Below are 19,343 nucleotides of genomic sequence, written 5' to 3' on the forward strand. Positions count from 1 at the left end.
TCCGTGGTGGAGACCGGCATCGAGGGCCTGAAGGTCGTCGACCTCGCCGTCCACGGCGACTCGCGCGGCTGGTTCAAGGAGAACTGGCAGCGCGCCAAGATGTGCGCGCTCGGGATCCCCGACCTCCGCGTCGTCCAGAACAACATCTCCTACAACGACAGCCGCGGCGTCACCCGCGGCATCCACGCCGAGCCCTGGGACAAGTTCATCTCCGTCGCGCGCGGCTCGGTCTTCGGCGCCTGGGTGGACCTGCGCGAGGGAAGCGAGACCTTCGGCAAGGTGTTCACCTGCACGCTCGACCCGTCGAAGGCCATCTACGTCCCGCGCGGCGTGGGCAACTCCTTCCAGGCGCTCGAGGACGGCACCGCCTACACGTACCTGGTGGACGCCCACTGGTCGCTGGAGCTGAAGAGGACCTACACCTTCGTGAACCTCGCCGACCCGGAGCTCGCCATCGAGTGGCCGATCCCGCTGGACCAGGCCACCGTCTCCGAGGCCGACCTCAACCACCCGATGCTCAAGGACGTCGTCCCCATGGCGCCCAAGAGGACGCTCGTCACCGGCTGCAACGGCCAGCTGGGCCATGCGGTGCGCGCGCTCGCCGAGGAGCGCGGCGTGGCGAAGGACTTCGACTTCTGCGACATCGACACCTTCGACATGTCCGACCCGGACGCCTACTCCGAATACGACTGGTCGCTCTACGGCACCGTCATCAACTGCGGCGCCTACACGGCCGTGGATAAGGCGGAGGCCCCCGAGGGCCGCGTGACCGCCTGGAAGGCCAACGCGACGGGGCCGGCCCTGCTCGCCCGCACCTGCGCCGGGCACGGGATCACGCTCGTGCACGTGTCCTCCGACTACGTCTTCGACGGCACCGAGGAGGTGCATGACGAGGAGGAGCCATTCAGCCCGCTGTCCGTCTACGGCCAGACGAAGGCCGCCGGCGACATCGCCGTGGCCGGCTGCCCGCGCCACTACATCATGCGCTCCAGCTGGGTCATCGGCGAGGGCCACAACTTCGTCAAGACCATGAAGGGGCTGTCCGACCGCGTCGCCGACCCCGAGGACAATCTCGCGCAGATCACGGTCGTCGACGACCAGCTGGGCCGCCTGACCTTCACGCGCGACATGGCCGAGGCCATCTTCCACGTGCTGGGCTCGCACGCCCCCTACGGTACCTACGACTGCACCGGCTCCGGTGCCGTGAGGTCCTGGGCGGACATCGCCCGCGCCGTCTTCGAGGCCGCCAACGGCAATGGCGACAAGGTCGTGCCGGTGTCGACCGCCGACTACTACGCGAATGCCGCCGGCCCCGTCGCCCCGCGCCCGGTCCACTCCGCGCTCGACCTGTCCAAACTCGAGTCGGTCGGGTTCCACATGCCCGACTGGGAGGAAGAGCTGGGGGAGTACCTCAAGACGCTCTAGCCGCTATTAACTTTTCGAGAGTAAAAGCCGCCGTTCTTTAACGGCGGCTTTTCTTTTGCCTGGTGAATAGCCCCGCTGCAACAAGGGCGGCGGCGGTCGCCAGACTCACTGCAAGCCCCGCAAGGGCGCCCGGAGTCTTGTAGGTCATCACGATCCTATTCGCGCCTTTCTGCATGTTCAGGGATGACAAGCCCTTATCGGCGGCGGGCGTTAGTTCTGTGGCGGTTCCGTTTACCGTTACGTTCCAGCCCTCATCGCACGGAACGCTCAGCAGTAGGTTGCCGTCATCCTTGGCGGTGTACTCGCCTTCGATCCTTCCGTCCTCAAAAACCGTCGGAACAAATTCGCTCATCTTAAGCTCGTTAATAATCTGCTCGAAAACGTCCAGATTGAGGGCGTAAAAGACCGGATCATTGTCTTGGGGCATGTCTGTATAGCCCTCTGCGACTCCGATTGACACCGTATGCTGGCTCGGGGAGTCCGATGCATCCGCAATCTGGCGGATATTATTGTCGAATCTCCAGGCCTCGTTTCCGATCGTTCGCTGGTCGATGGTAAGGGTGACGGGCCAATAACTGCCGGCGGTCGCATCTTTGTTGATGTAGAGATACCCGATGGAACCCGACGGCACGGTGGCGTTCCACTGCCTTAAGTTCTCGTCATCCTCCGTGTTTTTGGCCTCGATTTTGGTATAGAGCATTACCTCGCGGCCCAGGATTTTGCTGTAGAGGTCGTTTTGCTTTTCGAAGGGGTTCTCGCCCTTCAACGTGCAGTTTTGAATGTCATTGGACGCCATGACACCAACGCTGAGCGCATAGGGGTTCTCGTACACCGCACTTGCTGTATCGGCTATTTCAGTCATTGCCGCGTATCCCGAAGGCGCGTGCTCGGCGATGGCGTACTTGACTCCCAACAGGGCATCAACGGTAAGAATGGGCTCGGCATAACGGGTCGAGAATTCGCCGACGCTGCTGTATCCAAGGGAGTTGAGCAGTGCGATGGCCTGCGGGTTGTTGGCAGACGAATACGAAGACAACTGGTTGTACCCAAGCGCCAAGCCTTCGTTGAGGGCGGCGCTGTCGACGCGTGTGGTTGTGCGGTCAATGCGATAGAACGACGCCGAAGTCTGGTCTTGAATGGTCGTGATAGTGTCGGTTGCGGTGGCGACATAGGCGCTGTTGGCTTTTTCGGAATAGCCTGTGTACAGCTGGTTCCACATAACATGGGCGTTGGCAAACAACTCAATGGCGGTTAGTGCCAGGAGGGGCATGATGACGACGGGGCGATAGGCTTGACGCAATTTGGGCTGGTTTTTGAGCGCCTGCTGCGCGTGTCCTGCGGCCCACAGCGCAAAGAAGCTCAGCAAAAAAGCCGTGCGCGAGTAGAAGCCGTTGGGAACGCGCATGCCGCACCAGATGTACTCGAGCGGGCTCAAAACGGAGCTTGCGACCAGGATTATCGTGACGACGAGTGTTGCGATGCGTGTCTTGATCGAAACCGTGCGGTTAACCAGCAGGCTCACCGCAAGCAGCATCATGACGATGCCGCAATAGAACTGCGGTGTGCTTTCGTTGCTTACCCACATGCAGGGAAGAAAGCCCCTGATGAGCGACTTGAGGCTGGTTTTAAGTAGGGGGCCGAGTGCTAGAACGGGACCGCCCTTGGACATGGCAAGGATGGTCGGCAAAAAGGTCCAGGCGGACAGAAGCAGTCCGAGCGCGATAGCCCCGGCGAATCGCAGGGCCCGATCGAGCATGAGCTTCCAGCTAAAACCTTCTTCTGCAACATAATCGACAAATTCGACCAATACGAAGATGCAGAGGAACAGGATGCTGATGTAGGCCGTATACCAGCAGAACATGACATTGAGCGCCGTTGCGATGACGAGGCGGATCATGCGCTGCTTGCGGATGAGCTCGTAGCATCCGTAGGCGCAGATGGGCAGCAGGATGAGGCAATCGATCCAGAGCGGGTTGCGTAGGTTGCTGATGGTCCAGCTGCAAAACGTGAACGAGAGGGAAAGCAGGAATGCTGCGGGCTTGGGTAGGTCAAAGCGCTTTTGCACATACCAAGCGCTGCTGATGTGGATGCAGCCCAGTTTGAGCGCGGAGATAACAAACGCGAAGAGCGTTAGCTTGTCTGCGGGAAACAGCGCGCAGAGCAGGTTGAAGGGGCTGGCGAGGTAGTAGCTATAGAGCCCCCATGTGTTCATGCCGAGTCCTTGCGAGAAGGAATAGCGAAGGCTTGCCTCGCCTAAAAGGACGCGCCGGAACCAAGCAAAGAAGTCGATGTATTGGTATTTGAGATCGTTGGTGAGAAACGAGTTGTCGCCAAAGGGGTAGACATGCCCTGCCACTGCAAGTGCGACAAAGAGTGCGCCGGAAAATGCGAAGCAGGCGGCGTAGAACGCCACATTCTTGAGCGTGCTGTTATTGGGCCGTGTCATCAGATTCCTCGTTGGATTCTCGAATGATATAGATGGGACGTCGCTTGGTTTCCAAGTAGGCTTTTGCCAAGTATTCACCTATGATTCCCAGGCACAGAAGCTGCATGCCGCCAAACAGCGTTATGAGGCAGGCGAGCGACGGCCATCCGCCGACGGGGTCGCCCCAGACAAGCGTCTTTACTAGGATGACGACGAATCCCAGAATAGCGATGAGGCAGAAGACGATACCCGTGAGGGCGGCGAGGGAGAGCGGTGCCGTGGAAAACGCGACGATACCGTCGATGGAATAAAGGAGCAGCGACCAAAAGCTCCATTTGGTCTCGCCGGCCACGCGGTTGACGTTTACGTAGGGGAGCCATTTGGTCTTGAAGCCGACCCAGCCGTAAATGCCCTTGGAGAATCGGTTGTATTCGCCCATGGAGATGATGGCGTTGACCATAGGCCGCTTCATGAGCCTAAAATCGCGTGCTCCGTCGACGATGTCGGCCTTGGAAATGCGGTTGATGATCTTGTAGAACATACGGGCACAGAACGACCTGATGGGGGGTTCGCCTTTGCGGGTGGTCCTGCGCGTTGCGACGTTGTCGTAGTCTTCGGTCTGCAAGATCTCGTACATCTGCGGCAGGAGCGAGGGCGGGTCCTGCATGTCGGCATCCATGGTGGCGACATAGTCGCCTTTTGCGTGTTGGAGTCCGGCGAGTAGTGCCGCCTCCTTGCCAAAGTTGCGCGAGAAAGAGTGCCAACGGATGGCGTATGGATGCGCCGCCGCGGCTTCTGCCTTCATGACGGCGAGCGTTTTGTCTGCCGAACCATCGTCGATGAGGACGGCTTCAAAGGAAATGCCGGGATCTTGCTGGGTCATGATGCGAACGACGCCATCGAGCTCTTTGAGAAAGATCGGAAGTGATTCCTGCTCGTTGTAGCACGGCACGACGATGGAGATGAGCGGCATGGTGGTTTACCTCTTGCTTGGCTTGGAAGTAGGGTGGTCGGGCTGGTCGTCGTAGGTGTATTTGCTGTATACGTTGACCTCCCACTGCTTTTTTTCGACCTTTGCCACGGAATCCAGGATGAATCCGGTTGCAAGGCTCAGACCGCACAGGAACATAAACGACGCGGCGAGCATGGCGGTGGGGAAGCGCGGAACGAGGCCGGTCTGGAAATACTCGACAACGATGGGCATGCCCAGGGCGAGGCCGATCACCGCAAACAGAAGCGCGACGAGGCTGAAGAACTTCAGCGGGCGGTAGTCCTTGAACAGCGTGCCGATCATCGCGACGACTTTAATGCCGTCGCTCACGGTATTGAGCTTGGACTCGGAGCCTTCCGGACGGTCGCGGTACTCGATGGGCACATCTTTGATGCGCCAGCGGTGGTCGACGGCGTGGATCGAGAGCTCGGTTTCGATCTGGAAGCCCTCGGAAAGCACAGGGAAGGTTTTAACGAACGGGCGGCTCATGGCGCGGTAGCCGGTCATGACATCATCGAAGCTGTAGCCATAGATCCACTTGATCATGGCGCGGACCAGATTGTTGCCAAAGCCGTGGAAAGCACGCTTGTTTTCCTCGGCGTAGGTGCCGTTGGAAAGGCGGTCGCCTACGGTCATATCGGCCGCGCCGTTGAGGATAGGCTCGCAGAGGGCCTTGGCCGCCTCGGCGGGGTAGGTGTCGTCGCCGTCGACCATCAGGTAGCAATCGGCGTCGATATCGCGAAACATCTGGCGGCACACGTTGCCCTTTCCCTGACGGGGCTCAAAGCGGACCGTGGCGCCGTGCTCGGTGGCGATGCGTGAGGTATCGTCCGACGAGTTGTTGTCATAGACATAGACCGTCGCTTGCGGAAGCTCGCGGTGAAAGTCGTCGATGACTTTGCCGATCGTGAGGGCTTCGTTGTAGCAGGGGATGATGACGGCGATGGATTCAGAATTCACTCAATGCTCCTTATACATTCAATCCTTGAAAGTATAGCCGTTTGGGCTTGGCATCCTAAGATGTGGGTTAGTTCTCCAGTTTTGTTGCGCGAATCGTTTACATGGCCGTCGGGTCTATACTGTTCGTTTGTCAACGATTACGAGTAAAGGAGTTGCATCCGTGTCGGATCAGACAAAGCAACAAGAAGCTCGCAGTCTGCCTGCGACGTTTGCTAAGAACGAATTTGAGAAGGACGCGTTTATCCTTCGTCAGCTGGTTACCAAGGATTTTAAGATCAAGTATCGCCGTAGCGTTCTGGGCGTCGCATGGTCGGTGCTCAACCCGCTTCTGATGATGATCGTCATGGCCATCGTGTTCTCGACGATTTTTGCCCAGGGCCGCAATGGCTCGATTACGCCCGAGATGTACCCGCTGTACTTGATCGTGGGTAACGTTACCTTTGCCGTCATGTCCGAGTCTACGAACCAGGCCCTGACGTCGATCGTGGGTGCTGCCCCGCTGCTCAAGAAGGTTAAGGTGCACCGTTGGGTCTTCCCAGTACAGAAGGTGCTCTTCTCGCTGGTTAACTTTGCCTTCTCGCTGGTCGCCGTTGCCATCGTTATGCTGTGGTTCCGCGTTATGCCTTCTTGGCACCTGATTCTGCTGCCGGTCTGCCTGCTGCTGCTTATGTGCTTCTGCATGGGCCTGGGTATGATGCTCTCGGCCCTCACGGTCTTTTTCCGCGACGTTATGCATCTGTGGAGTGTTGTCATCACGGCTTGGACCTATATCACGCCCATTTTCTGGACGACCGATTTCGTTGCGCAAATGCCGCATCTCGTGCGCATTCTGGTCTATGCGAACCCCATGTATAACTACCTGCAGTTTATGCGCGATATCTTTCTGTTCCAGACCACGCCCTCGCTTTTGACGTTTGGTATGTGCGTCGCTTGGGCGGTTCTTGCGCTTGCTATTGGCTACACCGTGTTCCATAAGTCCGAGCGCAAGTTCATCCTCTACATCTAAGGAGTGCTGTGATGACTGAATCTGTTGTTGATTACAGCGAGCAGCCTCTGGCTGTCGAGGTCGACGACGTCACCATGATCTTTAACATGGCGTCCGAGTCGCTGACCAACCTCAAGGAGTACTTCATTAAGCTTGCCAAGCACGAGCTGTTCTTTGAGGAGTTTAGGGCGCTTAAGCACATCTCGTTTGATATTCATCGCGGCGAGGTCGTGGGTCTGGTCGGCACCAATGGTTCCGGCAAGTCTACGATGCTCAAGATTATCGCTGGCGTGCTTGAGCCTAGCGAGGGCAGCGTTAAGGTGCACGGTAACATCGCGCCGCTGATTGAGCTTGGCGCCGGCTTTGACCCCGAGCTGACCGCCCGCGAGAACATCTATCTGAACGGCGCCCTGCTCGGCTATACCAAGGAGTTCATCGACGCCAACTTTGACGGCATTATCGAGTTCGCTGAGCTGCAGAACTTTGTCGATATGCCGCTTAAGAACTTCTCCTCGGGCATGGTGGCGCGTATCGCCTTTGCAATCGCGACGATTACCGAGCCCGATATTCTGATCGTTGACGAGACGCTGTCCGTCGGTGACGTGTTCTTCCAGCAGAAGTGCGAGGCCCGCATCCAGCACTTTATCCAGAGCGGCGACGTGACGGTTCTGTTCGTTTCGCACTCCATGGAGCAGGTTGAGCGCATCTGCCAGCGTGCCGTTTGGATTGAGAAGGGTGACCTTCGCATGGACGGCCCGGTCGATGAGGTCTGCAAGGCGTACCGCGAGCAGTTCAACTAGGTTATAATTACTTGCGCCTGACAGGCTTACGCTTGCTTGGGCGTGCGGTTATTTGCTCCATTAGCTCAGTTGGATAGAGCAGGGGACTTCTAATCCCAAGGTCGACGGTTCGAATCCGCCATGGAGCACCATCGTTTATTAAGCCCGGACCGCTTGGTGGTCTGGGCTTTTTTCATCTTGTGTGCTGCTGGAGCCGAGCGCGAGCAAGCCGCTGCTGTTTGTTGGGGTTGGCATTTTACTTTTCGATACGCTCCCTCAGCAGCTCCAACGCGTGGGCGTAGCCTTGGAGGCCTTCGCCGGTGATGGTGGCGAAGCAGGCTAGGCGCGCATAGCTCACCTGGCGGAAGTCCTCGCGGGTCTCGACAGCGCTGATGTGGACCTCCACAGCCGGGATGGCGACGGCCTTGAGGGCGTCGAGGATCGCGACGCTCGTGTGCGTGTAAGCCGCCGGGTTGATGACGATGCCGTCGACCTTGCCGTAGGCTTCCTGGATCTTGTCGACGATGCTGCCCTCGTGGTTAGACTGGAAGACTTCGACCTCGTCGAAGCCCTGTGAGGCGCCCGCTTCCTGGCAGATCTGCACTAAGCGGTCGTAGTTGTCGCTGCCATAGATGCCCGGCTCGCGAATGCCGAGCATGTTGAGGTTGGGGCCGTTGATGACGAGTGCTTTCATGGTTGCTTCCTTTGCGGTTGGAAAACCACCACAAAGGTGCCTGTCCCCTTTGTGGTGGTTTTGGTTAGAGAGCGGGTGGGAGGGTGTCGAGGAGGGCTTGGGCGGTGTTGGCGGCGCAGTCGCGCGAGTCGATGATGTAGTCGGCCCAGGTGCGGTAGCGCGGCATGCGTTGCTCGGCCAGTTTGTCGATGCCGTCGCGAGCGGTGATGGGACGACCCTTGTGGGCGAGCTCGTCGAGCTTGCGGTTGAGCATCACGATCTGGCTGTTCTGGTGGAGCAGCGGATAGTTCTCGTCGCGCGTGACTACGCCGCCTCCGGTGGAGAGTACCAGGCCGCTGCGCTTGGAGATATCGGCCAGCGCAGATGTCTCCTGCTCGCGGAAGGTGGGCTCACCGTGCTCGACGATAAAGTCGGCGCAGGGCATGCCCAGGCGCTCCTCAAGCGCGCGGTCCAGATCGATGTGCTCGCGTCCCGTGAGCAGGGCAATCTGTTCGCCCACGCGGGTCTTACCCGACCCCGGCATGCCGATCAGGGCGATATTCTGCTCGCGGCGGGACAGGCGCTCCGTTACGTCCAGGATGCGCTCGCGCGGGGTGACTTGGCCGGTGTAGCGCTCAACAGCCTGTGCCGCCTGTGCCACAAGCATGAGCAGGCCACCGATGCAGGGGATGCCGCGGCGCTCGGCCTCGAGCATCAGGCCCGTGCGGGCGGGGTTGTAGACGATATCGATGATGCCCTCGAGCGCGTCGAGGCCCTCGAGCGTGCAAGGCGCGTCGGGGCAGTGGGGGAACATGCCGGCAGGCGTGCAGTTGACGAGCAACGCGGCGTCGGACTGCTGTGTGATGTTGTCGTAGTTGACCTCGATCGCCCGTCCCACGGGTACCACAATCGCACCCAGGTCGCCCAGCACCATACTTGCCGTGGTGCCGGCGCCGCCGGTGGCTCCGAGCACGAGGGCCTTCTTGCCGGCAACCTCTACGCCCAGCTCCTCGACTAGGCACTGAAAACCAAAGTAGTCGGTGTTGTCGCCACGCAGACGGCCATCGGGCAGACGTGTGATCGTGTTGACGTTGCCCATGCGTTCGGCGAGCGGGCTCAGCTCATCCAGGTAGTCCATGACGGCGCGCTTATAGGGAATGGTTACGTTGGTGCCCTCCCACTCGTTGCCCGTCATAAAGGCCTCGAGGTCCTCGGGCTCGCGCTCAAAACGCACGTACTCAAGCCCCGCGAGCTCCTTGTAGATGGTCGGGGTGTAGCTGTGGCCCAGCACGCGGCCCAGCACGCCGTAGGGGCGGCTTGTGGCGATGTCAGTCATCTAGAGCACCTCCGTGTAGCTGCCAAAGTAGGTGAAGCTCTCGCACACGTCGTCAATCGAGTCGAGCAGGTCGTCGAGGGCTTTGCTACCAAAGGGACAGTCCAGATCGAAGTAGAACATAAACTCAAAGTCGTGCCCAGGGATGGGGCGGCTTTCGAGCTTGATGAGGTTGATGTTGAGCGCATAGAAGCGCTCGAGCACGCGATAGAGGGCGCCCGGTTCGTTGGCCGTGGTGATCATGAGCGAGGTACGGTTGGCGCCGGGGTAGACGCGCGGCTCGCGACTGATGACGACGAAGCGCGTGTAGTTGTTGTCCGAGTCCTGGATATTGGGCTCCAGCACCTCCAGACCATAGAGCGCCGCGCAGCTGCGCGAGGCGATGGCGGCGACGTCGGTGCGTTCGGAGTTGGCGACCATCTCGGCCGACATGGCGGTGTTGGGGTACTTGGTGGCGTGCAGGCCGTGGGCCTCGATAAAGTCGGCGCATTGCGCGATGGCCTGACCGTGGCTGTAGACCTCACGAACATCCTGCAGCTTGGTGCCGGGCTTGACGAGCAGGTTGTGGTCGATCTTGAGGCGCAGCGAGCGCACGATGTGGAAGTCGAACTGTGCGAGCAGGTCGTAGACCGCGTTGACCGAGCCCGCGGTGGAGTTTTCGATGGGCAGTACGCCAAACTCGCAGAATCCGTCGCGCACCGCGCGCATGACACCTTCGAAGGTGTCGAAGAACGCGATATCGGGCACGTCGAAGAGCTTGCACGCGGCGATCTGGCTGTAGGCGCCCTCAACGCCCTGGCAGGCGACGCTGGCAGTCTGGGGGAAGGGCGTGTCGAAGGCCTCGGCAGTGGCGTGGGCCTTTTGCGAGACCGTGATGCCCTTGAGTTCGTTGATATAGCGCTGCTGCTCGGCCTTGCTCATGCTCATGAGGAGGCGGAACAGCGCGATGGTCTGCGCCTCGTAGCGCTCGGGCGCGCGACCGGCAAGGTTGTTGAGCTTGGAGCGCTCGCGGGCGGGGTCGAAGACGGCCTTGCCCATCTCGATTTTTGACTTGGCGACCTCGGTGGCAATGTCCATGCGTTCGACAAAACTGTTGAGGAGCGTGGTGTCGATGCCATCGATGGCCTGGCGAATGTCGGCAAGGTCCATAGGGACCCCTTTCCTGTATGGTTGCCCGGGGTGGGTGGACTAAAGCTGGGCGGCGTCTTCTAGGAGGGCATCCCAGATGGCCAGCGCTGCGGCTGCTTCGGCTACGGGGACGGCGCGCGGGACGATGCAGGGGTCGTGGCGACCGTGGACCGAGAGCTCGGCATTTTCCATAGCGTCCATGTCCACCGTCTGCTGCTCGCGGCCAATGGAGGGCGTGGGCTTTACGGCCATGCGCCACATGACGGGTGCGCCGGTCGAAATGCCTCCCAGGATACCGCCGGCATTATTGGACTCGACCTCGATCTTGCCGGTCTCGGCGTCGATGCGATACGGATCGTTGTTCTCGCTGCCGCGCATGGCGGCGACGGCAAAGCCCATGCCAAACTCCACGCCCTTCACGGCGGGAATCCCAAACGCGATCTGCGCGATGCGGTTCTCGATGCCGTCGAACATGGGGTCACCGATGCCCGCGGGCAGGCCGTAGATACCGCACTCCACGATGCCGCCGATGCTGTCGAGCTCGTCGCGCGCGGCCAGAATCTCCTCGCGCATGCGACCGGCAGCTGCGGCGTCAATGCACGGCAGGTCGTTCGAAAGGATCGCCTTGCGGTCGGCCTCGCGATAGACCATGTCGTCCATGGGCAGATCGGAGATGCCGCCGATCTGCGCCACATGCGCCATGACCCTAATGCCGCGGGCCTCGAGCGCCTGCAGCGCGATGCCGCCCGCGATGCACAAAGGGGCCGTCAGGCGGCCGGAGAAATGCCCGCCGCCAGCGACATCGTGCATGTTGTGATACTTCACGCGCGCAGGGTAGTCCGCATGTCCCGGACGGGGCTTGCGGCGCAGCTCGGAGTAGTCCTTGGAGCGCGTGTTGGTGTTCTCGATGATCGCGGCGATAGGCGCACCCGTGGTGTGTCCACCAACTATGCCGGCGATAATGTGGGCGGCGTCGGCCTCGCGGCGCTTGGTCGCGGTCTCGTCACGGCCGGGGGCACGACGGTCCAAAAAGGACTGCAGCTGCTCCAGGTCAACGGCGATACCAGCGGGAATGCCGTCGAGCGAGCAGCCGATGGCGGGGGAGTGCGACTGGCCGAAAATGCTCAGATGCAAAACGTTGCCAAAGGTCGAGGACATGCTATTCCTCCTCGAGCGTGACCTTGCCGCCCAACAGGCGGTAGTGGTCGAAGAAATCGGGATAGGACTTGTTGACGGCCTCAGCGCCGTGGATCACGACCTCGCCGGTGGCGCGGCTCGCGGCGATGGCGGCCATCATGGCGATGCGGTGGTCGTTGTGCGAATCGACCTCGCCGCCGGTAAAGGCATCGACGCCCTTGATGATGAGGTCGTCACCGGCGACGCGCGCCTGCGCGCCCAGCGCGGTGAGCTCGCGGGTGGTGGTGGCCAGACGGTCAGATTCCTTGATGCGCAGGCGCGCGCAGTCACGGATGAACGTGCGGCCCTGAGCCAGTGATGCCACGGCCGAGATGACGGGCACCAGGTCCGGAATGTCGTGGGCGCTCATCTCAAAGCCGGCGAGCTTGTCGGACTGGACGGTGGCGGCGTTCGTGGAGCGCACGATGCGGGCGCCAAAGCGCGAAAGCGCGGCAAGCACGTTGCGGTCGCCCTGTGCGGAGCTCAGCGACACGCCCTCGACGGTGATGGGGTCGCATCCGATGGCGCCGGCGCACAGCCAAAAGGCGGCGTTGGACCAGTCGCCCTCGACAGCTACGTTGCCAGGCGTGCGGTACGAGCCGCTGCTCACGCGGAAGTTCGTGATCTCGGGCTGGCCGTCCTTGGCGGGGATGCGCTCGACGTTGACCTCGACGCCGAAGGCCTTCATGGCCTGGATGGTCAGGTTGATATAGGGGCGGCTCTCGATAAGGCCGGTCACCTGCACGCAGGAGGGCTGGGCCAGAAGCGGGGCTGCCAGCAGCAGGCCGGAGATGTACTGCGAGCTCACGTTGCCCGGCAGGATAAAGGTGCCCGGGCGCATGCGGCCGCTCGTCTTGAGCGGAAAGCCGCCCAGACCCTGCAGGTCGCAGCCGGCGGCAATGATCTCGTCGGAGAGCGGGGAGAGGGGGCGTGTGCCCAGACGGCCCTGGCCCACAAAGGTTGCCTCTGCCCCCAGCGCGCAGGCGACGGGCAGCATAAAGCGGAGCGTGGAGCCGCTCTCGCCGCAGTCGAGCGTGCCGCCGGCAAGTGCCTTGAGCAGGCCGAACTCAATGCTCTTCATGGTGGGGTGGACCTGGAAGCCGTCCTCGACGGTCTCGATGCGAGCGCCGAGCGCCGTAAGGCAGCGCACCGTTGCCTCGATATCGGCGCAGGTCGTGTTGCAGGTCACGTGCGTCTCGCCGTTGGCAAGTGCGGCGCAGATGATGAGGCGGTGCGCCATCGACTTGGACGCGATGGCGGGAACGGTGCCCTTGAGCGGGGAGGGGGTGATGCGGGCTAGCATGCGGATGCGTCTCCCTTCTGGCCGAGGCCCTCGGCAATTAAATCATGGAAGGTGGAAAGCGGCGTGCGGTCGATGCTGCAGCGGCCAATACCGTGCGGAATCACCAAGTCGATAGTGTCACCAGCGCGCTTTTTGTCATGGAGCGCCTCGGCAAAGACGGCATCGGCATCTAGGTCGCAACGGGTCTTGAGGCCGTGGCGGGCGCAGAGCTCCTCAATACGGCCGGGCAGTGCAGCATCGCAAACGCCGTTCAGGGCCGCGGCGCGCGTGATGATGCCCATGCCAATCGACACGCAGTTGCCGTGGCCGAGCTCAAAGTGCTCGCAGGCCTCGACGGCGTGTCCGGCGCTGTGTCCAAAGTTGAGGAGCTTGCGCTGATTGGTTTCGCGCTCGTCGGCGACGACCACGGCGCGCTTGATGTCGATATTGCGGGCGATGATGAGCGCCACACGGGCCACGTCGCGGTTCAGCAGCTCCAGCGTGAGCGGTGTCTTCTCCAGCTCGGCGAAGAGCTCGGGGTCGGCGATCACGGCGTGCTTGACGACCTCGCCGCAGCCGTCGGCGAACTGCTCGGGCGTGAGGGTGGCCAGGCACCCCACATCGGCGATGACCACGCTCGGCTGCCAAAAGGCGCCGGCCAGGTTCTTGCCGGCTGCCAGGTCAATGGCCGTCTTGCCGCCGACCGACGAATCCACCATGGCGAGCAGGCTTGTGGGAATTTGCACAAACTTGCAGCCGCGCATGTAGGTGGCGGCCACAAAGCCCGCCACGTCGCCCACGACGCCGCCGCCGAGCGCCACGATCACGTCGGAGCGCGAAAGCTCGTGCTCGGCCACAAACTCCAAGATGTTGATGTAGGTCTCAGCACGCTTGTGTGCCTCGCCGGCCTCGAAGGTGCAGATGCTCACCTCGTAGCCTGCGGATTCGAGGCTCTGCTTAACGGGCACCTGGTAGAGCGGGCCAACGTTGGTGTCCGTCACGATGACGGCCTTGGTGCCGCCGGCAGTGGCGCGGACGAGCGGGCCTGCCTGCTCCAGCAAAAACGTGCCCACATGCACCTGGTAGGGGCGTGCGGTGTCGATATCGATGGTAATCGCCATAAGCTTCGGTCCTTTCGACCTGGCGTGATGGGTGGTCTAGTGGGAGGCCTCGTCGTTGAGCGCGCGCTTAATGCGGTCGCCCTCGGCAAGGAGATTCTCCAGATAGCGCTGGTCGCGGTTCTTGAGCGCACGGCTGTAGGCGCCAAGCGACTCGATTAGATGGTCGATCTCGAAGGCGAGTGCGTCGGCGTCGTCGATCATGAGCTCGGACCACATTTGCGGGTTGAGATGCGCAACGCGGGTAAGGTCGCGGTAGCTGCCGGCCGAAAAGCCGTGGTGGACCTGGGCAGTGGGGCTTTTGACGTAGGCGTTGGATACCACGTGCGCAAGCTGGCTCGTGAAGGCGATGACACGGTCGTGCTCGGCGGCGCTGGTCACGCTGAACTTGCCAAAGCCCAAGGGGCGCACCATCTCGCGCACCTGGCCCAAAAGCTCCAGCTTGAGCGCATCGTCCACCGCGGGCGGTACGAGCACCAGCGGGGCGCCCTGGAACAGGTCGGCGCGGGAGTGTGCATAGCCCGAGTACTGCGTGCCCGCCATGGGGTGCGCGCCCACAAAGTAAAAGCCGTGCTCGCGGGCAAGCTCAAAGGCGCGCTCGCACACGATACCCTTGACGCCCACCGTGTCAATTACCACGGGGCCCATGATGGCCTCGGTATCGGTGGCGTCGGCGAGTGCCTGGGCGTGTGCCTCGAGCCATTCGATGCAGGCTTCGGGGTAGCAAGCCAGGACGATGATGTCGCATTCGCCGAGTGTCTTGTCGTTGAGCTCTCCGGCGACGGTGCCCATGCTGGCGGCGGTCATGACATCGTCATCGGGATCCCAGGCCAGCACGCGAACGCCCGCCTGCGCATAGCCGCGGGCAAAGCTGCCGCCGATGAGGCCAAGGCCGACGATGCCGGCGCACTTGGGGCCGCCCTGGTTAACGCGCGCGTTTCTCACTGTACCCATGGGCTACTCCATGGTCTCTTGGCAGACAACCTCGCGGATGGCTCGGATGCGACGCATGGTGTCGTCGAACTGATCGGGGGTGAGGGCCTGAGCGCCGTCGGACCATGCGCGGCTGGGCTCGTCGTGGACCTCGATCTCCAGGCCGTTGGCACCGCAGGCGGTCGCGGCGAGCGCCATGGGCTCAACGTAGCGGGTGTAGCCGGTGGCGTGGCTGGGGTCGGCGACGACGGGCAGGTGCGACAGGTGGTGCAGCACCGGCACGGCGTTGAGGTCGAATGTGTTGCGAGTACGGGTCTCGAAGGTGCGGATGCCGCGCTCGCACAGGATGACGTTGTCGTTGCCCTCGCTCATGATGTACTCGGCGGCCATGAGCAGCTCATCGATCGTGCCGGACATGCCGCGCTTAAGCAAGATCGGAGTCTTGGTCTTGCCGACCTCTTTGAGCAGGGGGAAGTTCTGGGCGTTGCGGGCGCCGATCTGCATGACGTCGATCTTCTTGTCCAGGAAGACCTGCACGTCGCGTGGGTCCATGATCTCGGTGACGATCGGCATGTCGAGCTCAGCAGACGCCTCGCACAGCAGGTCCAGACCGGCGGGGCCCATGCCCTGGTAGGCGTACGGGGAAGTGCGGGGCTTGTAGGCACCGCCGCGCAGCATCGTGGCACCGGCGGCCTTCACGCGGCGGGCGATGCGGATGAGGTTCTCGCCCTCGACGGAGCACGGGCCGGCAATGACTTGGAACTGGTCGCCGCCTACATGTACGCCGTAGCCGCAGTCGATGACGGAGTCCTCGGGGTGGAACTTGCGATTGGCGCGCTTGAACGGCTCGGAGACGCGCTGCACGCGCTCGACGACGTCCATGGACTCGAGCAGGAACGGGTCGATCTTGGTCGTATCGCCCACCAGGCCGATGATCGTCTCATTCTCGCCGCGCGAGACGTCGGTCTTCAGGCCCTTTTTCTCAATCCAGCTGACGATATGGCTGACGGCCTCGTCGCTGGCGCTCTGCTTTAAAATTGCAATCATGGTGTGCCTCTCACCTCGATGGATAGTCCTTGCAAAAACGGCCCGCATTGCGAGCCGTGTATATATGGTGCATGAGAGTTTATACTATCTGACTTGCTTTTGCCTTCTAAAGTGGGCCGTTGCACCGCGTCTTCCTCGGAATTGCAAAGCTTTTTCTTTTATTTTGATAGCCCGTGGTGCACTTGGGTATAATGCCAAACGTTGGCCCTATTAGCTCAGGGGATTAGAGCGTCTGCCTCCGGAGCAGAAGGCCGTTGGTTCGAATCCAACATGGGGCACCATCGAACGTAAGACCGTCCGAACCTCGCATGGTCCGGGCGGTTTTTCTTATACCGACGCGACGTGATGGGACGTGGTATGGCAGCAACGGATATCGAGCGCGGACTCTCGACCGCCGAGGTCGAGGAGCGCATCGCCGCCGGTAAGATCAACCGCAACATGGAGCTCAAGACCAAGTCGGTCAAAGAGCTCATCATCGAGAACCTCTGCACGCTGTTCAATTTGATCAACGTGATCTTGGCGTTCCTGGTCATTTTGACCGGTTCGTTTAAGAATCTGACGTTCCTGTTCGTGGTGTTCCTCAATACCGCTATTGGCGTCATTCAGTCCATGCGTTCCAAGAAGATGGTCGATAAGCTCACGCTGCTGACCTCCAAGAAGGCCATCGCGGTGCGCGACGGCTCCGAGGTTGAGCTCGACCTGGATCAGATCGTGCTCGACGACATCATCCGCCTGGGGCGTGGCGACCAGATTCCCGCTGACGCCGTGGTGGTTTCGGGCGAGGCGCTCGTGAACGAGAGCCTGCTGACGGGCGAGAGCGACCTTATTAAGAAACAGCCCGGTTCCGAGCTCATGAGCGGCAGCTTTATCGACTCGGGCCTGCTGCGCGCCCGCGTGATCCATGTCGGCGCCGACAACTACGTGGCCAAAATTAATAACGAGGCCAAGTACGTCAAAAAGGTCAATTCCGAGATCATGAACGCGCTTAACGCCATCGTGCGCTTTGCGAGCATCATCATGATCCCGCTCGGTTTGGCGTTGTTTGCCTCGAGTGTGAGCGAGCTGTGGGATGCCGCGGGAACCCCGGGCGATAGCGCGCTTTCGTGGTGCTTCTCCGAGCTGTTGGCTGGTCATGTGCCTTCGTCGGCGCTGCTGTCCACGGTGGGCGCCCTGCTGGGCATGATCCCGCAAGGCCTGGTGCTTCTGACCTCGTCGGTGCTCGCCATCGCCACGGTGCGCCTGGCCCGCCGCAAGGTGCTGGCGCAGCAGCTTTACTGCATCGAGACGCTCGCTCGCGTCGACGTGCTGTGCCTGGACAAGACGGGCACCATCACGTCGGGTCGCATGGAGGTCGAGGGTACGTATCCGCTGCCGGTCGAGGGTATGGGTGCGGGGGAGGGCGACGCCGCCGTTCCCGTCGATACCACGGTGCTCGATTTTGCTCTGGCTAACGTGGCGCGTGCGACTTCGGCCGATGCCAACGAGACCTGTCAGGCGCTGCTCAACTATTACGCCGACCGTCCGGTCGAGGTGTCCGAGCCGCTGTCGGTCATTCCGTTCTCGTCTTCCAAAAAGTGGAGCGGCGCGTCGTTTGCACAGGGCTCCTATGTGATGGGTGCGGCGCAGTTTGTGCTCTCTGATCGTGCGTTTGCCCAGGTCGAGAACCGTGTCGCCGAGCTTGCCGATACCTGCCGCGTGCTCGTGGTGGCGCGCGTGGACGGCTTTACGCCCGATGGCGATATGGTGGGCGAGGCCGAGCCCGTGGGCTTTGTGACCATCCGCGACGAGATTCGTACCTCGGCGGCCGAGACCATCGGCTACTTTAACGAGCAGGGCGTGACGCTCAACGTGATCAGTGGCGACGACCCGCGTACGGTGTCGTCGATCGCGCGCGTGGTGGGCGTGCCGGGGGCGGACGCTTATGTGGACGCCACGACGCTCGATACGCCGGCCAAGCTCGATGCCGCAGTGGACCGCTACCATGTCTTTGGTCGTGTGACCCCGCAGCAGAAGCGCGAGCTCGTGCAGGCGCTCAAGCGCCGCGAGCACACCGTGGCCATGACAGGCGACGGCGTCAACGACGTGCTAGCGCTCAAGGAGGCCGACTGCTCCGTGGCCATGGCGGCCGGCTCCGATGCCGCGCGTAACGTGGCCGAGATCGTGCTCGTCGACAACGACTTTGCCTCGATGCCCGCCGTGGTGGCCGAGGGCCGTCGCTCCATCAACAACCTGCAGCGTTCGGCTTCGCTGTTCCTGACTAAGACGCTGTTCTCGATGGGCCTGGCGGCGCTGTGCATCGCGCTGCCGCCGTACCCTTTCGAGCCGATTCAGATGACGCTCATCAACTTCTTCTGCATCGGCGCGCCGGGCTTTGTGTTGGGCCTGGAGCCCAACAATGCTCGCGTGAAGGGGTCGTTCCTGACGAACGTGCTCAAGCGGGCACTGCCGGCGTCGATTGCGGTCATTTTGGCCGCGGCGCTCGATATCTTTGTGGCGCGCGTGTTTGGCTTTAACCAGCTCACGCTGTCTACGATGTGCCTGCTTACTTCGTGCGCGGCGAGCGTCAGCCTGATCTGGCGTATCTCGCAGCCCCTCACGCCCTTACGTGTGGCGCTCTTTGTGTTTGTAGTTGCCGGCATCCTGACGGGCGTTATCGGATTCCCGAAGCTGCTGTCTATTGCCAACCTGTCGATGGGCCAGATGGTTATCTTGGCTGTCATCGTGGTCATCACCTGCTCGGTGTTCTTTAAGCTCGCCACGATGATGGATTCGCTCAAGCCGCGTCGTCGTCATGCCGCAACTGGTTTTGGCCGCGGTGTGCGCGTCCGCTTGGGTCGCGGTGGCGGCAAGGTGAGCTCGACGGGTTCGACGGCGGAGCGTTTTGCCAAGCGCGTCGCCGCCGACATGGCGCAGCGCCGCGAAGCTCGCACCGTTCGTGAGGCCGAGGCCCGCGCACTCGAGGGCGTGGCCCAGGCCCAGCCCAAGAAAAAGAAGAGTACCGGAGTCAAGCGCTCCCGCGTGACCAAGTCCGCCCAAGGCATCAAAGTCTCGATGCCAAGCAAAAAGAAGAAGTAACTACGCGCCCTGG

Annotated in this window: 15 protein-coding genes and 2 tRNA genes; 6 read left to right on the forward strand and 11 right to left on the reverse strand. The window is 61.6% G+C overall.

The window, feature by feature from the left end:
- The coding region (locus DXC67_RS02340; RefSeq protein WP_233503134.1) for a sugar nucleotide-binding protein at positions 1–1,425 on the forward strand (1,425 nt) is incomplete at its 5' end.
- Between the two features lie 37 nt (positions 1,426–1,462).
- Here DXC67_RS02340 and DXC67_RS02345 read toward each other — a convergent pair.
- The 3 genes from DXC67_RS02345 to DXC67_RS02355 are packed head-to-tail and all read right to left on the reverse strand — an operon-like array spanning position 1,463 to position 5,801.
- Positions 1,463–3,871 (reverse strand): YfhO family protein, encoded by a 2,409-nt coding sequence (locus tag DXC67_RS02345; protein ID WP_117637214.1) that lies wholly within the window; start codon positions 3,869–3,871, stop codon positions 1,463–1,465.
- Positions 3,855–4,823, reverse strand: a complete 969-nt coding sequence (locus tag DXC67_RS02350; protein ID WP_117637215.1) for a glycosyltransferase family 2 protein — start codon at positions 4,821–4,823, stop codon at positions 3,855–3,857. Before DXC67_RS02350 ends, DXC67_RS02345 begins: the two co-directional genes overlap by 17 nt.
- Positions 4,824–4,829: 6 nt before the next feature.
- Entirely contained in the window at positions 4,830–5,801 is a 972-nt protein-coding gene (locus DXC67_RS02355) for a glycosyltransferase family 2 protein (RefSeq protein ID WP_117637216.1), read from the reverse strand.
- A 160-nt stretch (positions 5,802–5,961) separates the two neighbouring features.
- Between DXC67_RS02355 and DXC67_RS02360 the strand changes: the two genes are divergently transcribed.
- The 3 genes from DXC67_RS02360 (at position 5,962) to DXC67_RS02370 (ending at position 7,717) form a co-directional block, all read left to right on the forward strand.
- Positions 5,962–6,807, forward strand: coding sequence for an ABC transporter permease (locus DXC67_RS02360; RefSeq protein ID WP_233503135.1), 846 nt, complete (start codon positions 5,962–5,964; stop codon positions 6,805–6,807).
- An 11-nt stretch (positions 6,808–6,818) separates the two neighbouring features.
- On the forward strand, positions 6,819–7,586 hold the full coding sequence (locus DXC67_RS02365; protein ID WP_006236046.1) for an ABC transporter ATP-binding protein: 768 nt from the start codon (positions 6,819–6,821) through the stop codon (positions 7,584–7,586).
- A 54-nt stretch (positions 7,587–7,640) separates the two neighbouring features.
- A tRNA-Arg gene (locus tag DXC67_RS02370) sits at positions 7,641–7,717 on the forward strand.
- Between the two features lie 104 nt (positions 7,718–7,821).
- On the opposite strand, the gene aroQ is transcribed toward DXC67_RS02370, so the two are convergent.
- From aroQ to aroF, 8 genes are all read right to left on the reverse strand, one after another.
- Complete coding sequence (gene aroQ, locus DXC67_RS02375; protein ID WP_117637217.1) at positions 7,822–8,259, reverse strand: type II 3-dehydroquinate dehydratase; 438 nt, start codon at positions 8,257–8,259, stop codon at positions 7,822–7,824.
- A 64-nt stretch (positions 8,260–8,323) separates the two neighbouring features.
- A complete protein-coding gene (locus tag DXC67_RS02380) occupies positions 8,324–9,574 on the reverse strand; it encodes a shikimate kinase (protein WP_117637218.1) in 1,251 nt (416 codons plus the stop codon).
- On the reverse strand, positions 9,575–10,720 hold the full coding sequence (gene pheA, locus DXC67_RS02385; protein WP_117637219.1) for a prephenate dehydratase: 1,146 nt from the start codon (positions 10,718–10,720) through the stop codon (positions 9,575–9,577). It abuts the gene before it with no gap.
- A 39-nt stretch (positions 10,721–10,759) separates the two neighbouring features.
- Positions 10,760–11,857 carry a chorismate synthase gene (gene aroC / locus DXC67_RS02390; RefSeq protein ID WP_117637220.1) on the reverse strand — a complete coding sequence of 366 codons (1,098 nt, stop codon included), beginning with the start codon at positions 11,855–11,857 and terminating at the stop codon, positions 10,760–10,762.
- 1 nt (position 11,858) lies between these two features.
- Complete coding sequence (aroA, locus tag DXC67_RS02395) at positions 11,859–13,178, reverse strand: 3-phosphoshikimate 1-carboxyvinyltransferase (protein ID WP_117637221.1); 1,320 nt, start codon at positions 13,176–13,178, stop codon at positions 11,859–11,861.
- On the reverse strand, positions 13,172–14,278 hold the full coding sequence (gene aroB / locus DXC67_RS02400) for a 3-dehydroquinate synthase (protein ID WP_117637222.1): 1,107 nt from the start codon (positions 14,276–14,278) through the stop codon (positions 13,172–13,174). The genes aroA and aroB overlap by 7 nt, the downstream gene beginning before the upstream one ends.
- Before the next feature lie 36 nt (positions 14,279–14,314).
- Positions 14,315–15,229 (reverse strand): prephenate dehydrogenase/arogenate dehydrogenase family protein, encoded by a 915-nt coding sequence (locus tag DXC67_RS02405; RefSeq protein ID WP_117637223.1) that lies wholly within the window; start codon positions 15,227–15,229, stop codon positions 14,315–14,317.
- Between the two features lie 3 nt (positions 15,230–15,232).
- Positions 15,233–16,255: a 3-deoxy-7-phosphoheptulonate synthase gene (aroF, locus tag DXC67_RS02410; protein WP_117637224.1), complete on the reverse strand. Its 1,023-nt coding sequence runs from the start codon at positions 16,253–16,255 to the stop codon at positions 15,233–15,235.
- Between the two features lie 204 nt (positions 16,256–16,459).
- On the opposite strand from aroF, the gene DXC67_RS02415 reads away from it, so the two are divergent.
- Together DXC67_RS02415 and DXC67_RS02420 are read left to right on the forward strand one after the other, a co-directional pair.
- Positions 16,460–16,536: transfer RNA gene (locus DXC67_RS02415), tRNA-Arg, on the forward strand.
- A 76-nt stretch (positions 16,537–16,612) separates the two neighbouring features.
- Positions 16,613–19,330, forward strand: coding sequence for an HAD-IC family P-type ATPase (locus DXC67_RS02420; protein ID WP_117637225.1), 2,718 nt, complete (start codon positions 16,613–16,615; stop codon positions 19,328–19,330).
- Positions 19,331–19,343 lie beyond the last annotated feature (13 nt).

Source organism: Collinsella sp. TF07-1, assembly GCF_003437235.1.
Lineage (GTDB): Bacteria > Actinomycetota > Coriobacteriia > Coriobacteriales > Coriobacteriaceae > Collinsella.

What these genes read in the sequence shown, in the direction of transcription:
- DXC67_RS02380 (WP_117637218.1), bottom strand. Translation starts at nt 9,574, where the DNA reads ATGACTGACATCGCCACAAGCCGCCCCTACGGCGTGCTGGGCCGCGTG.
- aroC (WP_117637220.1), bottom strand. Translation starts at nt 11,857, where the DNA reads ATGTCCTCGACCTTTGGCAACGTTTTGCATCTGAGCATTTTCGGCCAG.
- aroQ (WP_117637217.1), bottom strand. Translation starts at nt 8,259, where the DNA reads ATGAAAGCACTCGTCATCAACGGCCCCAACCTCAACATGCTCGGCATT.
- pheA (WP_117637219.1), bottom strand. Translation starts at nt 10,720, where the DNA reads ATGGACCTTGCCGACATTCGCCAGGCCATCGATGGCATCGACACCACG.
- aroB (WP_117637222.1), bottom strand. Translation starts at nt 14,278, where the DNA reads ATGGCGATTACCATCGATATCGACACCGCACGCCCCTACCAGGTGCAT.
- aroF (WP_117637224.1), bottom strand. Translation starts at nt 16,255, where the DNA reads ATGATTGCAATTTTAAAGCAGAGCGCCAGCGACGAGGCCGTCAGCCAT.
- DXC67_RS02345 (WP_117637214.1), bottom strand. Translation starts at nt 3,871, where the DNA reads ATGACACGGCCCAATAACAGCACGCTCAAGAATGTGGCGTTCTACGCC.
- DXC67_RS02420 (WP_117637225.1), top strand. Translation starts at nt 16,613, where the DNA reads ATGGCAGCAACGGATATCGAGCGCGGACTCTCGACCGCCGAGGTCGAG.
- DXC67_RS02350 (WP_117637215.1), bottom strand. Translation starts at nt 4,823, where the DNA reads ATGCCGCTCATCTCCATCGTCGTGCCGTGCTACAACGAGCAGGAATCA.
- DXC67_RS02365 (WP_006236046.1), top strand. Translation starts at nt 6,819, where the DNA reads ATGACTGAATCTGTTGTTGATTACAGCGAGCAGCCTCTGGCTGTCGAG.
- DXC67_RS02405 (WP_117637223.1), bottom strand. Translation starts at nt 15,229, where the DNA reads ATGGGTACAGTGAGAAACGCGCGCGTTAACCAGGGCGGCCCCAAGTGC.
- aroA (WP_117637221.1), bottom strand. Translation starts at nt 13,178, where the DNA reads ATGCTAGCCCGCATCACCCCCTCCCCGCTCAAGGGCACCGTTCCCGCC.